Annotated in this window: 15 protein-coding genes; 5 read left to right on the top strand and 10 right to left on the bottom strand. The window is 34.7% G+C overall.

Going from position 1 to position 15,232, the window contains the following annotated elements:
* Window positions 1-76: 76 nt before the first annotated feature.
* Together AC3IS5_RS07805 and AC3IS5_RS07800 are read right to left on the bottom strand one after the other, a co-directional pair.
* The gene (locus tag AC3IS5_RS07805; RefSeq protein WP_247924598.1) at window positions 77-997 is read right to left on the bottom strand and encodes a phosphotransferase family protein; all 921 of its coding nucleotides are present in this window, start codon (window positions 995-997) and stop codon (window positions 77-79) included.
* A 354-nt stretch (window positions 998-1,351) separates the two neighbouring features.
* The gene (locus tag AC3IS5_RS07800; protein ID WP_155981217.1) at window positions 1,352-1,504 is read right to left on the bottom strand and encodes a hypothetical protein; all 153 of its coding nucleotides are present in this window, start codon (window positions 1,502-1,504) and stop codon (window positions 1,352-1,354) included.
* 404 nt (window positions 1,505-1,908) lie between these two features.
* Between AC3IS5_RS07800 and AC3IS5_RS07795 the strand changes: the two genes are divergently transcribed.
* A complete protein-coding gene (locus AC3IS5_RS07795) occupies window positions 1,909-3,111 on the top strand; it encodes an IS110 family RNA-guided transposase (RefSeq protein WP_489427280.1) in 1,203 nt (400 codons plus the stop codon).
* 225 nt (window positions 3,112-3,336) lie between these two features.
* Here AC3IS5_RS07795 and AC3IS5_RS07790 read toward each other — a convergent pair whose 3' ends face one another.
* From AC3IS5_RS07790 to AC3IS5_RS07760, 7 genes are all read right to left on the bottom strand, one after another.
* Window positions 3,337-4,062, bottom strand: coding sequence for a metallophosphoesterase family protein (locus tag AC3IS5_RS07790; RefSeq protein ID WP_489427279.1), 726 nt, complete (start codon window positions 4,060-4,062; stop codon window positions 3,337-3,339).
* A 135-nt stretch (window positions 4,063-4,197) separates the two neighbouring features.
* Window positions 4,198-4,659 carry an SMI1/KNR4 family protein gene (locus tag AC3IS5_RS07785; protein WP_489427278.1) on the bottom strand — a complete coding sequence of 154 codons (462 nt, stop codon included), beginning with the start codon at window positions 4,657-4,659 and terminating at the stop codon, window positions 4,198-4,200.
* Window positions 4,660-5,141: 482 nt separating this feature from the next.
* On the bottom strand, window positions 5,142-5,588 hold the full coding sequence (locus AC3IS5_RS07780; RefSeq protein WP_489427277.1) for a YtoQ family protein: 447 nt from the start codon (window positions 5,586-5,588) through the stop codon (window positions 5,142-5,144).
* A 139-nt stretch (window positions 5,589-5,727) separates the two neighbouring features.
* A complete protein-coding gene (locus tag AC3IS5_RS07775) occupies window positions 5,728-6,033 on the bottom strand; it encodes a hypothetical protein (RefSeq protein ID WP_489427276.1) in 306 nt (101 codons plus the stop codon).
* A gap of 265 nt (window positions 6,034-6,298) precedes the next feature.
* On the bottom strand, window positions 6,299-7,813 hold the full coding sequence (gene opuFB / locus AC3IS5_RS07770) for an osmoprotectant update ABC transporter permease/substrate-binding subunit OpuFB (protein ID WP_489427275.1): 1,515 nt from the start codon (window positions 7,811-7,813) through the stop codon (window positions 6,299-6,301).
* Between the two features lie 4 nt (window positions 7,814-7,817).
* On the bottom strand, window positions 7,818-8,771 hold the full coding sequence (locus AC3IS5_RS07765) for an ABC transporter ATP-binding protein (RefSeq protein ID WP_489427274.1): 954 nt from the start codon (window positions 8,769-8,771) through the stop codon (window positions 7,818-7,820).
* Between the two features lie 605 nt (window positions 8,772-9,376).
* Window positions 9,377-10,291 carry a LysR family transcriptional regulator gene (locus AC3IS5_RS07760; RefSeq protein WP_489427273.1) on the bottom strand — a complete coding sequence of 305 codons (915 nt, stop codon included), beginning with the start codon at window positions 10,289-10,291 and terminating at the stop codon, window positions 9,377-9,379.
* A 116-nt stretch (window positions 10,292-10,407) separates the two neighbouring features.
* Here AC3IS5_RS07760 and AC3IS5_RS07755 point away from each other — a divergent pair, with 116 nt between their 5' ends.
* Complete coding sequence (locus tag AC3IS5_RS07755; RefSeq protein WP_489427272.1) at window positions 10,408-10,953, top strand: flavodoxin family protein; 546 nt, start codon at window positions 10,408-10,410, stop codon at window positions 10,951-10,953.
* Between the two features lie 232 nt (window positions 10,954-11,185).
* Here the strand turns inward: AC3IS5_RS07755 and AC3IS5_RS07750 are convergent, their stop codons facing one another.
* Window positions 11,186-12,172 (bottom strand): ABC transporter substrate-binding protein, encoded by a 987-nt coding sequence (locus AC3IS5_RS07750; protein ID WP_489427271.1) that lies wholly within the window; start codon window positions 12,170-12,172, stop codon window positions 11,186-11,188.
* 167 nt (window positions 12,173-12,339) lie between these two features.
* Here AC3IS5_RS07750 and AC3IS5_RS07745 point away from each other — a divergent pair, with 167 nt between their 5' ends.
* From AC3IS5_RS07745 to AC3IS5_RS07735, 3 genes are read left to right on the top strand one after another with little or no spacing between them, the layout of a single operon-like run.
* Window positions 12,340-13,344: a FecCD family ABC transporter permease gene (locus AC3IS5_RS07745; RefSeq protein ID WP_489427270.1), complete on the top strand. Its 1,005-nt coding sequence runs from the start codon at window positions 12,340-12,342 to the stop codon at window positions 13,342-13,344.
* Complete coding sequence (locus tag AC3IS5_RS07740; protein WP_489427269.1) at window positions 13,341-14,396, top strand: FecCD family ABC transporter permease; 1,056 nt, start codon at window positions 13,341-13,343, stop codon at window positions 14,394-14,396. The genes AC3IS5_RS07745 and AC3IS5_RS07740 overlap by 4 nt, the downstream gene beginning before the upstream one ends.
* Before the next feature lie 14 nt (window positions 14,397-14,410).
* Window positions 14,411-15,214, top strand: a complete 804-nt coding sequence (locus AC3IS5_RS07735) for an ABC transporter ATP-binding protein (protein WP_489427268.1) — start codon at window positions 14,411-14,413, stop codon at window positions 15,212-15,214.
* The last annotated feature ends 18 nt before the right edge of the window (window positions 15,215-15,232 follow it).

Here is a 15,232-nt window from a genome sequence, read left to right as displayed (position 1 = left end):
TGCATTTTATCGTCGTTTTCGTATTCACACAATATCTTTTTTCTTCATTTGAAGAAAAACTCGTATATAATTACGGTCATCCTTTGTGGTTTGTATTCATTTCACACTGAATGAGCTCTACTGCTTCTTCAAACATCTCTCTATTATTTCTTTTTAGGCCTTCTAATAATAGTGCCACGTTATCAGCTGTCAGGAAAAAAGAGAGCTTTTCGTACTTTTGTTGAACGTTTTCTTCCTCTCTCAGTTCCATCACTTTTTTAGCAAATGTTTCTCCACACTCTTCCAACAAATATAAATATTCATAATCAGGGTCCCCAATCTTCATGTCACCAAAATCGATGATTCCAGTTATTTCTTGCCTCTTTAGATTAAATAATAAATGGTCCATCGATAAATCAGCATGAAGGAGCTTAGGTGAATATCTGAAATGGTTTTTATCTTCTAGGTATGTTTCGAATCGAAAAGCAATATATGTTTGCATATCTTGATTGATTTTAGTAAAGACTTTTTCCTTCACCTCATTGAAAGTCTCTAAGTAATATTGATAGAAATTCGTTTCAGGTATATTTAAGTTTTTCGCCTGTTCAACACAGAATGAACTGATCTGATCCATAAACTCGGCAATTTGATGGGCGATTTTGTTCTTTGTTTCTGATGATAATGACCAAAATAGTTGTTCATCCATAGGCTCTCCTGGCAATAATCTGTAGCCGACAAAGGGATAACCATTATCTTGTTTCCCACAATAAATAAATTCCGGTATTTTTAGAGAAATATGTTTTTTTAGGCTTGGTAACGCCTTTATTTCTTTTTCTGTATCAATAGCTCCGTCTTTTTCCTTTGGAAATCGAAATACTATCTCATGATTGATCAGATAGGCACGACTCATCCAGCCCTCACCAAGTTGCATTATATGATTAATTTTCAAGTTCTTAAAATTACTCATAATCATTTTCTTAACCCACTCAAACTCAGCATACTCGATACTGCTATCCATCTTAATTAGCCTCCTTTACTAGTATGGGCACTTCTACCTTCAATAAAACCCAACCTTTAATTCATCAAAATAAAATCCATGAAACAATGATTTTTTATCTCTTAATATCTTGAAAAAAGTATTTCGCTCCACTCCAAAAACTATTCCACACATCCAAATTCTAAACTTTTACTCAACATCCAGCTTCTTAGCTTTATAACATCTTTATAATGATTTATTCAACAATCTGGCCCGATTGTTGAACAAAAGTTAAACAACGCTCTTCAACTAATCTGCCCCGTTAGTTCAATAAGAAAAAAGCTTCACTCATTCTTGAAGTAAAGCCCCCCGTTAGTTCAATAAGAATTAATGACTTCACCAAATGCTTGATATCAAGCGAATTATCATTCTTGGTATAAAAATTATAATGTTCCAGACCACTTCAAATATTATAGAACCACCAATCTCACCTAAAATTTCTTTAAAAAACCCATCCTGCTTTTCTGCTTTTCTTTTTTTCTTTGCCATCATACATCTCCGAATCCCTTAATTTATACCCTCTGTAACTAAACTGCTTCGTTAGTTTAAGTGTAACATTTCACAATGGATCGCCGAAATATACTTGATGTATTGGACGTAAAAAAAAGACCATCGAAAGATGGTCATTTTAGCTAAAGCACCCGTTCGTATTATAAGGTCAGTCAGAGAAATCTGGTTGACTATTTTTTATTCAATTTATAGATTGATAGTAGCCGGGGTAGAACGGAAGCACCCGTGGGATTTAATCCCGACAACTAAACAGTTCGCCCTCTACTTGTTAACACATGATTAGGCTGGTTGGGACATAGTGATCCCGTATAACAAGCGAAGATATGAATAACAAGCTAGATAGAGGTTACCGGTCAATACAATACATGCGGAGGAGATAAACTATGAATCCAGTAGTTGGTCTGGATATCGCCAAAGGTGAAAGTCAGGTTCAAATGTTCTTGGATAAAAAAATACCCTATAAAAACAGTGTGAAGATTGAACATACGGTGGAAGGACTTGAAGAGTTACACTCTTATTTACTAGATTTAGAGCGTCAAACAGGATTAAAACCACCTGTTGTTTTGGAATCAACTGGTCATTATCATGCCCCAGTTGTACAGTTTTTAGAAGCTAGAGAATACATCGTCATTATCGTCAATCCACTCGTTTCATATCGAGCAAAAAGCTCTAACTTACGAAAAACTAAAACAGATGTCATTGATGCCTATCACTTAGGTGAATTGTATTACAAAGAGGATTTAGAGCCTCAGAAAAAGCGTGGTATTCAGCTTTTAAACCTTCGGCATCTGACAAGGCAACACGAAAATATGACGGGAATTATAGTTCAAACAAAGCTACAATTTCAAGCTGTATTAGATCAAGTATTCCCCGAGTATAAAGGAGTTTTTGGCGATTTATACGCTGAGATTTCATTAAGGACTTTACAGTCCTTCCCTACATCTGAATCAGTACTAGACGCAGGTGTAGAAGAGATTGCACAATTTATTAATAAGCATTGTAAAGCACGTTCGTTGAATTGGGCGTACGAAAGAGCTGAGCGATTAATCGAAGCTGCAGAACGTAACCCATTTCAGTCAACGCTTTATCAAAGCCTTCTTGTCAGTCTGAATATGTATATTGATTTACTTCAAGCGTACCGCCAACAACTTTCTACGTTAGAGCGCGAGATTGATCAATTGGCGGCACAACTCGAAGAATATGAATTAATCCAGTCACTTCCCGGTATAGGTGAAAAAATCGCGGCCACGATACTTTCAGAAATTGGGGAAATTGAGCGGTTTAATCATCCGAAAAAGTTAGTAGCCTTTGCGGGACTAGACCCCAGTGTGTTTGAATCAGGTCGCTTTAAAGGCACGAAAAATCACATTACTAAACGCGGCTCAGCTAGACTTCGCCATATGCTTTATACAGCTGTTCGCTGTTCGATTCGAGATAGTCGTAAAAAGAAAACAACAGATGAAACTATTGCACGAAATAAAAGATTACGAGCTTTCTACGATTTAAAACGCGAAGAAGGTAAGCCATATAAAGTAGCCATTATAGCTTGTGCTAATAAGCTTTTACACTGGATTTATGCGATTTAAAAAACGAAAACACCGTTCCAAGAAACTATTTAGCAACAGCATTTTCAAATAAAACAAAAACCTTCCACATTGAATGAGGAGGGTTATTTGTGTTGAACATTTTTAGTATAACATGAAGTGTTTTTCGATTTAAAATGATTTACTTGACATTCTATTAGCTGGTTTAGTTGAAGAAGGATTTTTTGAACAACTATATAATTCTTTGTACAACTGCTACTGAAATTTTTAAATTCTACCTGTTTGAAGTGCTATTGCCCAATCTATTCTTCCGTTTTTTTCACTTTGTATGATAGCTCCATCTCGATTATAAGGAATATGTATTTGTTCTATCATCCAGTCATCTTCTTTTTTTGTTACAATTGTATAATTTGCATAAGGAGAACCAGACTCCATTTTGTGATAGATTGGTAATTCGTCTTCATAAGCTGGTAGTCCAACGCTACCTGGATTAATAACTATTTTATTATTAGGTAAATATACAACTCTAGGTATGTGAGTATGTGCACAAAAAATAATGTTCTGCGAAATTCCATTAACCAACTTCAAAATATCTTCTGTCTTCTTAAGCTTAGAACCATTTGGACTTATTTCTTCTAACAAATATCTTTCATCATTAGTGGGAGTACCGTGACAAAAATAAAAATCTTCAGTTTGCAAAGAAAATGGCAAATCAGAAATCCATTCCTTATGCTCTTCTTCCAATAAATCTTGAACATATTGTACTGTTGGATTATCTGTATTGTTATCTAATAAAATTCTATCGCAATTACCCCTAATATTTCGAATGTTCTCTTTTACTAATAATTCATAAGTTTCCAGAGGAAATAGTGGTCCATATAAGCTATCACCTAAATTATATATATCCTTTATACCACGATTTTTAATATCTAATAGTACTGCTTGTAACGCATCTATATTTCCATGAATGTCAGATATAATAGCCGTCTTCATTACTAAGATCCTCCTTTATTCTTTACATCTACCTATCTTCTTCAACTAACCTGCCCCGTTAGTTCAATAAGAAAAAGCGATTTCTCATAATGAAGAATCGCTCTGTTTACTGAATAGCACAGTTAATATTTGTTCTTAAACCTCATCTTCCCAAATGATTAAACCATTTAAAAAAGAATCAAAGTTAGAAGCGAGTTCAATAATCTGTTCATCTTCAATATCAATAAAGATAACAGGTGGTTCTTCTTTTGTATTTCTGTAATCAAAAGCAACCCAGGAATGGCCATCTCCAGAAATCAGTACGATTTTGTTAGGCAATCCCCATTCTTCAATTAAATACGCGCTCTCTAAAATACCGTTTTCATCACCGATTCCAAAGATATGATCAATATTTATATGGTCATCTGCCCAAGATGTCGGAACCTCAGTAGGATAAGAGTCAAAATTAATATATCCTCCATTTTGTTCCTTAAGAACATTTATGTATGTTTGAGGCAACTTAATTTTAAGTTTTCCCTCTGCTTCTTTTACCAATTCCTCTGTCAGTGGTTCTAACTTATAATACTCATTATTCTCTTGCCAAATACCGTTCTTCATTAAAAGCACCTCTTTTTAAAATGGAATTACAACCATTTTTAGTTTAGGGTTTTATTGAGTATTTGTAAATCTTATTGAACTATCCTGCCCCGTTAGTTGAATAAGAGAAATCACACATATTGGGATTCATAGACTCTTCGTAAAACCGTATTAGTTAGTTTTAAATTCTAATAACTCCCTGTTGTTGCTTTGTAATAAAGATTGATTAAAATGATGTCGCTAATCCCTATTTAACAGCAAATACAAATACTTCATTTTGAATAAGGACTAAACAAAATGGAGCTAATTTGTTTCAAAACGGTATGACTTTCTTATAAACAGTACAACTTTGTTTCAAATCGACAAAAATTCCCGAAATGTTGGCGAGACCCAAAAAGACAACAGGCTATACCCTGTTGTCTTTTGATTAGGAGAAATATTTTGTTTAATAAATATTAGAATCGCACTGACGACTTACTCAATTTTGAACACGTATTCATAGCCTATTTTTCATCAAAAATATAGGCTAAAACTTTAAATGCTTGGTTAACCGTTCCGACAGTTACGTTTGCTTTATTGGAAAGCTCTTTTAATGGATGGTGAAGATTTTCTGGGCGAATGATAATTAAAGGCTTGCCAAGGGTAATGGCTGCACTTGCATCCATCGCTGTATTCCACTGTTTATATTTTTCTCCAAATAAGGCAATAACGATATCAGATTTTTGCATTAAGATCTGTGTTCTAAAATTATTAATTCTAGAAGCGGCTTCATCGCGAAAAATGGCGTTTGGCTGCTCTCCAAGTATTTCTTCCCCGATAAAATCAGACCGATCATGATTTTCCATGGGTCCAACGAAATGAAGAGGAAGCTTAAGAGATTTCGCTTTTTCTTTAAGCTCTTCCCGCCAGTTTGAGTGAATTTCCCCTGCTAAATAGACTGTTAATTCCATTTACAAACCTCCTAATGACATGATGGATTTATCTTACATATAAAACTGCGGAATAGCTAGGAAATTAACGATATAATATGAAAATAAAGATGCACTGTTTTAAAAAAAGTAATACTGTTTGTAAAAAAGTTGCACCGTATTACTCAACTAATTCTACAGTAAGAGTAGTAATACCAATTGGTGCTGTTTCTCGTATTGTACCATCGTAACCGACTTTCACCTTATCACCAACCTGAAATGTTTCGTCAGGATTCTTTGCAAGATTTACAGCAATTATTCCATAAACTGCATTCTCTTCATCTTCAGATACATAAACTACGGCACTCTGTCCATTAATCTCTTCAATCACTCCTGTAAAAGTTGCTTTTATTTCACTCTCCGACCATACAAATAATAAACTGCCGCATAGTAGAAATGTAAATATCAAAATAAATTTCTTTTTCAAAATACAGTCATCCTTCAAAACAATATTTTTTTTCACTCTTCACTGATTAATTCTACAAATAGAATAAAAAATCTTTCGTACATTAATTTATATTCATTTTTATCTGTTTCATCACAATCTCCATAGTGATATTATCATAAATTTCCAACAAAAAAACCCACCTCTAAAAATCTATAGAGGTGAGATATTTATAATCAAACTTTAGTACAAATTTTTATTAGGCTACAGCTACCTCTCATTTTTTGTGGGAAATTAATATCACTACTTACAACAAACCGGCTTTTTCTAAAAATTCACGTGCTACTTCGGATGCTTTTCTTCCTTCTACATTTACTTGATAATTCATTTGACGCATTTCATCTTCAGATATTTGATTGGCTAGTTTACTTAATGCTTTTTCAATTTCAGGATGTTTTTTTATTGTTTCTTTTCTTAATAATGGTGCACCTTGGTAAGGAGGAAACAGATTCTTGTCGTCTTCTAAAACGACTAAATTGTATTGTCTAATATCACTGTCGGTTGAATAGGCATCTAGTAAATCAATATCTCCAGATTTTACAGCCTGGTATCTCAGCTTTGGCTCCATTGTAGTAATATTAGAAAGAGAAAGATTATATAACTTTTGAATACCTCGATAACCATCTTCTCGATCATTAAACTCCATTGTAAACCCTGCTTTTATATTTTCTTGAGCAGCCTTTACATCTGAAATGTTCTTCAAATCGTATGTTTTTGCTGCCTCTTTTGAAACAGCCAATGCATACGTATTGTTGTACTTCATAGGACTAAGCATTACCATATCAAACTTCTTCAACAATCCTTCTTGTGCTTGTTTATAAACATCATCTTGGTTGTTGTTTATAGCTTTCTCTTTTAAAAATTCTGAAATAGCCGTACCTGTAAATTCGGGATAAATGTCAACACTTCCAGATTTCAATGCATTAAACACAAAAGAAGTCTTACCTAAACCTGGCTTTAATTGAACATTCAAATCGGTCTCGTCTTCAATAAGTAATTTATACATATTGATAAGAATTTCAGGCTCAGATCCGAGTTTCCCCGCAATGATTATCTCTTCTCTTTCATTGATATTCATTAGAGGAAGAAGGATCATTAATAATGCCGTAATACTAATAGTGCTCAATGCTATTACTGTCTTTTTAAATGAAAGTGATTCAAGTTGTTTAAGTAAAAAGTCAAATGCTAACGCTAATAGTGCAGCTGGTGCGGCCCCTAAGATGATTAATGCAGTATTATTCCGGTCAATGCCTAGTAAAATAATATCACCTAGACCCCCTGCACCAATTAATGCCGCCAATGTAGCTGTACCTACTATTAAGACCATTGCTGTCCTGATTCCTGCCATAATAACTGGCATAGCGAGAGGAAGCTCCACTTTTACTAATCTCTTTCGAGTGTTCATCCCCATTGCCATTGCTGCTTCCTTTAACGATGCATCTACCTCATTTATGCCAGTGTATGTATTTCGCAAAATTGGTAAAAGTGCATAAACAACTAATGCTATTATTGCTGGTATCTTACCTATACCAAACAGCGGAATTAACAAGCCTAGTAATGCCAATGAAGGAATCGTTTGCAAAACAGCACTTAAGCCAATGATACTTTCTGCTATTTTCTTCTTATTAGTTAAGTAAATGCCTAAAGGTATAGCAATTACAACCGCAAAAAAGAGAGCAATAAAAGATATTTGAATATGTTCAAGTAAAGAGGCCAAAAGCTGTCCTTTACGTTCATTAAAAACTTCTACTAAATTCGTCATTCGCTTAACCTCTTCCTGAAGAATCCATTGCTAAATACCTTATAATCGATTCTCTCGTTATTATACCTATAATTTCACCATCCTGATCTACCGATAAGGCTTCATGATCTACCAAATTATTAAGGATTACTTGAAGTGAATCCTTCACAGAAACTTTGTGTAATACTTGCAAATAGACATTTTCTTTTGATATGGGTTGGATAATACTTTCTATATTGAATGTATCTTTAAAATCTTGATTAAGGCCAATAAATTCTCTAACAAAATCATTGGCTGGATTTTGCATAATTTCTTGGGGTGTACCGAGCTGTACAATTTCTCCATCCTTCATCACACATATTCTGTCTCCTAGTTTTAGTGCCTCTTGCATATCGTGGGAAACAAAGACAATTGTTTTCTGAATTGTTCGTTGTAGATCGAGCAAATCATCTTGTAACTTAGTACGGCTAATCGGATCCAATGCACTAAATGGCTCATCCATAAGAATGATTTCAGGATCTGCTGCTAATGCGCGAACAACACCTACTCTTTGTTGTTCTCCGCCTGAAAGCTCCGCCGGTTTTCGCAGACTATACTTATCAGCTTCAAGTCCGACCATGTTTAATAACTCACGAACTCGCTGCTGAATTTGTTCCTTACTCCATTTTTTCAATTCTGGAACGATAGCGATATTCTCTTCAATCGTCATATGTGGAAAAAGTGCAATTTGTTGGAGAACATACCCGATATTCCAACGTAACTCATTAATGTCATAATCACTTATTCTTTTTCCTTCAATTTTTATAGTTCCTTCAGTCAAACGAATTAATCGATTGATCATTTTTAGTAAAGTCGTTTTCCCACAGCCACTTGGACCTATAATGACAAAGAATTCGCCTTTCTTTATTTCCAAATTGAGATAGTTAACTGCTGGTTGATTGTCATCATACCTTTTAGATACATTCTCAAATACAATCATTTCAGTACCTCCTTATAGTCCGTAGTGCTCTTTTACTCGGACTCATCGATTCAAACTATTTTATGCCTTCCACAATCCATATTATTTAGGTTAGATGTAACTCACATTGAATGTAAACCCAAGATTAAAGTACTTTAAGTATACTAATATATTTTGAAACTTATATCCTTAACTAATACTGCAAATACGGAGTTATATGCATATATGAATACCTCTTTTGTATCTTTTTTAAACCTTTAAAAAAACTCCCATATAATCAATTCTCCATCAAATATTGATAACCTCTTATTTTATTTGATATTTTCCTTGCATTTTTCATTTAATAGCGTATAATCTATATTTAGGTGCCAAACCTACGTAATGATCGTTTTCGAACTTTCATTACAAACTAAGATTCCATAACGACTCGGATTGTCGGGAATCTTTTTCTTTTTTCTAGCAGGCAGATGAGCGCCTGCTTTTTTTATGTCTTTTTTTAAATGAATACTCTCTTCTTATTCTTATTTCAAATTAATATACAGTTATAAAACCTTATAAAAAACTAAAGTCCACACTACTTATTTATAGTGTGGACTTTTTAGTTCTTTATCGTCTCATTAACCTCTCTATTCAATACTAGTTTGTGCGTTAAATAATTTATACTGTTCACACGCAATCTGTATGAAATCTTCTAAATAAGAGAAGTTATATTTATCCTTATGCCACGCAAGCTCAGTAAATACTGGTTCCATTGAAATAGTTGTTTCTAGTTCTTTTAGTAGTCCATTTTCTAACTCTTTTTCAACTGTCATTTTCGGCAACAACGTCATACCTAATCCAGCAATCACACACTTCTTGATTGCTTCAATACTAGAAAATTCTATTATTTGTTCTGGGTAGATACCTTCTATATGACATTGATATTCAAATTGATTTCGATAAGAGCAGCCTTCCGCCGTTAATAATATCGTTTCTTGGGCTACGTTCTGTATGGCTAAAATTTCATTTTGAGTTAAATGGTGTGTTGGTGCTACTACAAATACTAAATCTTCTTCGATTAATTCCTTTTTACAAAGCATTGGTGTGTCCTTATGTGTATCTGTAATAAAAGCCAAATCGAGATTACCCGATTGCAATAAATCCTTGGCAACATCGATTGTATGAACTGGCTTAAAAACTATTTTCACCTGCGGATGTCGACTTCTAAATAATTGTAAAATTCCTGGTAAACGATAAGTACATTGACTTTCTTGTGCCCCGATTGTTAAAGTCACATTCAACTCATCTTGATTAGATAATGCTTCTCTCATGGTTTCATCAAGATCTACCATCTTTTGTGCATATTGTTTTAATTGCATACCAGCATCTGTTAAATAAATTCGTTTACCTAAACGCTCAAATAAAGGAACCCCTAATTCACCTTCTAAAGACTTGATTTGAGCTGTAATACTAGATTGTGCGTAATCCAATATTTCCGCTGTTTGCGTAAAATTTAATGTTTTAGCAGCAGTTAAAAATGTATGTAAGTGCTTAATATCCATACTTCACACTCCTAAATCGGTTTTACCGATTAATTTAATCGAATTATTCATCTTTATTAATAATGAATTTAAGTTTAAGCTTTTTATAGAAGAAAGTATAGAGAGGATTGACATATATGAAGATTACAACATTTATAGGTAGTTCTAGAGAAGAAAGTAACAGTGAGATACTGGCCGATTTGGTAACGAAAGATTTAACTCATACTAAGATTGACTTAAAAAACTTATCAATTCAACCTATTCATGATTTACGTCATACGGATGGCGGTTTTCAATTAGTAGACGATGATTATGACAAAATCATAAATGCTTTCTTAGAAAGTGACCTGATCATTTTTTCAACTCCAATTTATTGGTATACAATGTCAGGAATTATGAAAAACATGATTGATCGATTAAGCCACGCTATACGAGATGAACGTTTCCCACAATTTAAAGAAAAAATAAAATCTGTAGAAGCAATCGTAGTAGCAGTCGGTGGTGATGAACCGAAAGTAAAAGGTCTACCCCTTATTCAGCAATTTCAATACACTTTTGATTTCTTAAATATGCGGTTTTCATCTTATATTATAGGTGAAGGAAATAAACCGGGTGACATTTTACAAGATCAACAAGCAGTTGCTCAAGCTAATCTATTAAATGAACAGTTAAAAGAATTATAAAAACCATCCGGAAGATCGTTCATTTTTGAACGACCTTTTTTAACCTAATGACTCATTGTATGTGTTTATTTTCATCCCTTCACTTCATTAGAATATCGTATTCCATTCCTTGATTATGCCGTTTCAAGTAATCCAGTACCGTTTACAAAACCGTAGATTTAACTAATAAATTATTTCCTGGAAAATAAAAACGTTTATTAGGATATCCTAATAAACGTTTTTGCATGTCATTTTATTTAGAGAATACTTCTTCAATTTGGTCTAGCATTAGGTTAGCAGCTAATACGCCACCTGCTGTATTCCAAATTACATCGTCCACTTTATAAGCGTTACCATCTTTAACCGCAGATAGTTTTTTCCATAGAGGGTCTTCAGTCCATTCAGTTTCAGTTGCTAATGCAGTGTCATCGCCTGTTGGCATATATGTGAAGTAGAATAGTACGTCTCCATCCATTTCAGGAATTGCTTCTTTACCTACTTCTATTGCTAAATTACCTAATTTATTGTCTGCTGTAAATAATTTTTCTTGTTCCTTTACACGTTTAAAGCCTAATTCATTGAAGATTACACCTGAGAATGAGTCAGTGTAGTAAATACGTGCTTTACCAGTCATGAAACGTACAAATGATACTTCTTGATTTGTTTTGTCGCCTAAAGTTGTTTTTAGCGTAGCAACTTTTTCTTCATATTTATTTAAAATATCTTTACCTTCAGCTTCTTTATTCAAAGCTTTTGCGTATAACGCAAAGTTGTCTTTCCAATCCCCTCGTAATGTTTCAGAGAAAACTGTTGGAGCGATTTTTGTTAGTTTATCGTAGACTTTTTCTTGTCTTAGCTTATTACCAATGATTAAATCTGGTTTAAGTGCAGCGATTTTCTCGATATTAACTTCATGTTCAACACCGACAACTTCTGCATCTCCCATATCGTCTTTAATATGTTCATACCAAGGATTTCCTACCCATGATTGTACTGCGCCTACTGGTTGAATATCTAAAGCAAGTAATGCTTCAGTTCCTTCATTCGTTAATACAACAATACGTTTTGGTGTGCCTTTAATTTCAGTAGTACCCATTGCATGCTCAACAGAATATGTTGTTTCTTTTTCTTTTGATGCATCTTTTTGTTTATCATCTTCTTTTGTATTACCGCAAGCTGCTAATGCAAATACAGCGATAACTGCAAATAATGCGACGATTTTACGTAAAGTATTTTTCATCTCTTTAAATCCTCCTATGTATGTGATAAAATATGAAAGCGATAATGATAATCATTTTCATTTATTGCAAGGTTAATAGTATTCCACAGTAAAAGAGAAGTCAATATATTTTTAATTTACATTAAGCGTAATTTTATTCTATTTTAGAAAAGAGTTTTGAATGCCACATGTTATTTAATAATAATCTTACAAAAATTCTTGCACTAATAAGCAGTATCATTCTATTACTCGTATGTATGGTCATTAGTATCGTTTACGGTTATGCAGATACATCCTTTCAGACTGCTTATCAAGCATTTAATCAGTTTAATGACTCGAATGAACATTTAATCATTCAAAACGTAAGACTTCCTCGTGCATTAATCGCTGCAAGCGTCGGAGCTTCATTAGCTATTGCTGGCGTTTTAATGCAAACGTTAACACAAAACCCATTAGCTTCACCAGGTATTTTAGGGATTAATGCTGGAGCTGGATTTGCTGTTGTGTTTGCCATGGTCTTCTTCCAATCTGCTAGTTTGCAATCATTCGCATGGATTGCATTTGTAGGTGCAACAGTTGCAACCGCAGCAGTTTATGGGATTAGTTCTACAGGTCGAGATGCTATGTCTCCTATTAAAATTACTTTAGCTGGAGCAGCCATGAGCGCCCTCTTCTCTTCTTTCACTCAAGGATTATTAGCCACTAATGAGGCTGAATTAGATCAAGTGCTATTTTGGTTGGCTGGTTCTGTAGAAGGCCGTAAATTGGAATTATTAATTGCTGTTCTTCCTTATCTTATTATAGGTTGGATTGGCGCATTTCTAATTGCACCGAAGATCAATGTTCTAGCACTAGGTGATGATGTCGCAAAAGGGTTAGGTTTACCAGTTGGCTTGATTCAATTAGCTGTTGGATTTATCGTTATTATGCTTGCAGGTGGATCTGTAGCTGTGGCTGGTCCAATCGGTTTTATCGGCATAGTTATTCCCCATTTAGCTCGCAAATGCATCGGGAATGACCATAGGTGGTTAATTCCTATGTCAGCATTACTAGGTGGTATCCTACTACTATTAGCAGACGTTAGTGCTCGTTATATTATCATGCCTCAGGAAGTTCCTGTTGGTGTCATGACAGCGTTTATCGGAACACCATTCTTTATTTATATTGCTAGAAAGGGGTTCAGAAAAGCGTGAAGCAGTACAGAACCATTAGACTATTACAACAAAAAATTTCGTTTTTACTTGATATTAAAGCAGCTAGGAAAATCTCATTATTATTTTGTTTAGTAATGGCCACATTTATACTAAGCGCAGCTGTAGGCGATTCTTTTATTAATCCATTAAAAGTTTTCCAAATTCTATTTGGTGGTGGTAATGATTTTGATCGCCTTGTCGTAATTGATTTTAGATTACCTCGTATACTAATTGCAGCTTTTGCTGGTATGGCTTTAGCCGTTGCTGGTGCTATTTTACAAGGTATGATTAAAAACCCCCTTGCTTCACCAGATATTATTGGGATTTCTGCTGGTGGCGGTGCTGCAGTTGTTACATTCTTAGCCATCTTTAGTGATCAAAATCACTCATTAACGGTTAGTATTCAGTGGCTACCTATTGCAGGGTTTATAGGGGCTACGGTTATAGGCTTTGTCGTATACTTTTTAGCTTGGAAAGATGGTATTACACCGATTCGCCTTGTCCTCATTGGGATTGGGGTTTCAGCATTTATGCAGGCAATGACAACGATGCTCATGTTACTAGGTCCGATATATAGAGCAAGTGAAGCGAATATTTGGATTACAGGTAGCGTTAGCGGGGCAAGTTGGGAACAGGTGAAAATGGTCGTACCATGGACTATTCTTTTGCTTGTGATTTCCTTCTTCATCACACGACATTTAAATGTACAAGAATTAGGTGATGATACGGCTTCAAATTTAGGACAACCTGTTCAGAAAATGCGTTTTCTTTTATTATTACTTAGTACTTGTCTAGTTGCTGGCGCTATTGCTTTTGCTGGTGCTATTGGTTTTGTCGGTTTAATGGCACCACATATCGCACGGCGCTTAGTTGGTTCGTCTTTTGGCGTGTTAATCCCAACTGCTGCAAGTATAGGCGCATTACTAGTTATGGCAGCGGATGTCATTGGTAGAACAGCATTTAGTCCACTAGAAGTACCTGCTGGTGTTTTTACAGCAGCCATTGGTGCCCCTTATTTTATTTATTTATTATTTAGAAATCCGAAGAACTAAAGGAGTCGAAACCTTTGACAGAAACAATTGAAACGAAATCACTTACATTAGGTTATGGAGATTCCGTTATTATAAAAGATTTAAATATCACAATTCCAAAGGGTGAAATCACCGTGTTAATCGGTGGAAATGGTTGTGGTAAATCCACTCTTTTGCGCTCTATTGCAAGATTATTAAAACCAACGCATGGCACTGTATTATTAGAAGCAGAGGATGTCTTTAAACTATCAACTAAGCAAGTGGCTAAAAAACTCTCAATTTTACCTCAATCTCCTACCGCACCAGAGGGGTTAACTGTGCTGCAACTTGTTAAGCAAGGTCGTTATCCTTACCAAAGCTGGCGTAAGCAATGGACAAAAGAAGATGAAGAGCTCGTCATGAATGCACTAAAGGCTACAGGTGTTGCAGAATTGAAAGACAAACCTGTTGATGAACTATCAGGTGGACAACGACAACGTGCCTGGATTGCTATGACATTGGCGCAAGATACTGATATTATATTATTAGATGAACCGACTACTTATTTAGATTTAACGCATCAAATCGAAATTCTCGATCTACTATATGAGTTGAATATTCAAGAAAACCGGACAATCATCATGGTCTTACACGACATTAATTTAGCTTGCCGTTATGCTCATCATATTATTACCGTAGCTAACAAAACCGTTTATAAAAAAGGCAAGCCTGAGGACATTATAAACGAAACCCTTATCAAAGAGGTCTTTGATCTAGATTGTGAAATAACAGCTGACCCTATTTTCGGTACGCCAATGTGTATTCCTTTTGGGCAAGGGCGAAAAGTAACTCAATTTTAAAATTTGAAAAGGACGACA

The organism is Viridibacillus sp. KH_047, assembly GCF_057838945.1.
Note: the sequence above shows the minus strand (reverse complement) of the source record. Positions and strands in the feature narration are given on the sequence as shown.

Excerpts from the sequence above, each read along its gene's own strand:
- AC3IS5_RS07805 (WP_247924598.1), bottom strand. The coding sequence starts at position 997 with ATGGATAGCAGTATCGAGTATGCTGAGTTTGAGTGGGTTAAGAAAATG.
- AC3IS5_RS07800 (WP_155981217.1), bottom strand. The coding sequence starts at position 1,504 with ATGGCAAAGAAAAAAAGAAAAGCAGAAAAGCAGGATGGGTTTTTTAAA.
- AC3IS5_RS07795 (WP_489427280.1), top strand. The coding sequence starts at position 1,909 with ATGAATCCAGTAGTTGGTCTGGATATCGCCAAAGGTGAAAGTCAGGTT.
- AC3IS5_RS07790 (WP_489427279.1), bottom strand. The coding sequence starts at position 4,062 with ATGAAGACGGCTATTATATCTGACATTCATGGAAATATAGATGCGTTA.
- AC3IS5_RS07785 (WP_489427278.1), bottom strand. The coding sequence starts at position 4,659 with ATGAAGAACGGTATTTGGCAAGAGAATAATGAGTATTATAAGTTAGAA.
- AC3IS5_RS07780 (WP_489427277.1), bottom strand. The coding sequence starts at position 5,588 with ATGGAATTAACAGTCTATTTAGCAGGGGAAATTCACTCAAACTGGCGG.
- opuFB (WP_489427275.1), bottom strand. The coding sequence starts at position 7,813 with ATGACGAATTTAGTAGAAGTTTTTAATGAACGTAAAGGACAGCTTTTG.
- AC3IS5_RS07765 (WP_489427274.1), bottom strand. The coding sequence starts at position 8,771 with ATGATTGTATTTGAGAATGTATCTAAAAGGTATGATGACAATCAACCA.
- AC3IS5_RS07760 (WP_489427273.1), bottom strand. The coding sequence starts at position 10,291 with ATGGATATTAAGCACTTACATACATTTTTAACTGCTGCTAAAACATTA.
- AC3IS5_RS07755 (WP_489427272.1), top strand. The coding sequence starts at position 10,408 with ATGAAGATTACAACATTTATAGGTAGTTCTAGAGAAGAAAGTAACAGT.
- AC3IS5_RS07750 (WP_489427271.1), bottom strand. The coding sequence starts at position 12,172 with ATGAAAAATACTTTACGTAAAATCGTCGCATTATTTGCAGTTATCGCT.
- AC3IS5_RS07745 (WP_489427270.1), top strand. The coding sequence starts at position 12,340 with ATGTTATTTAATAATAATCTTACAAAAATTCTTGCACTAATAAGCAGT.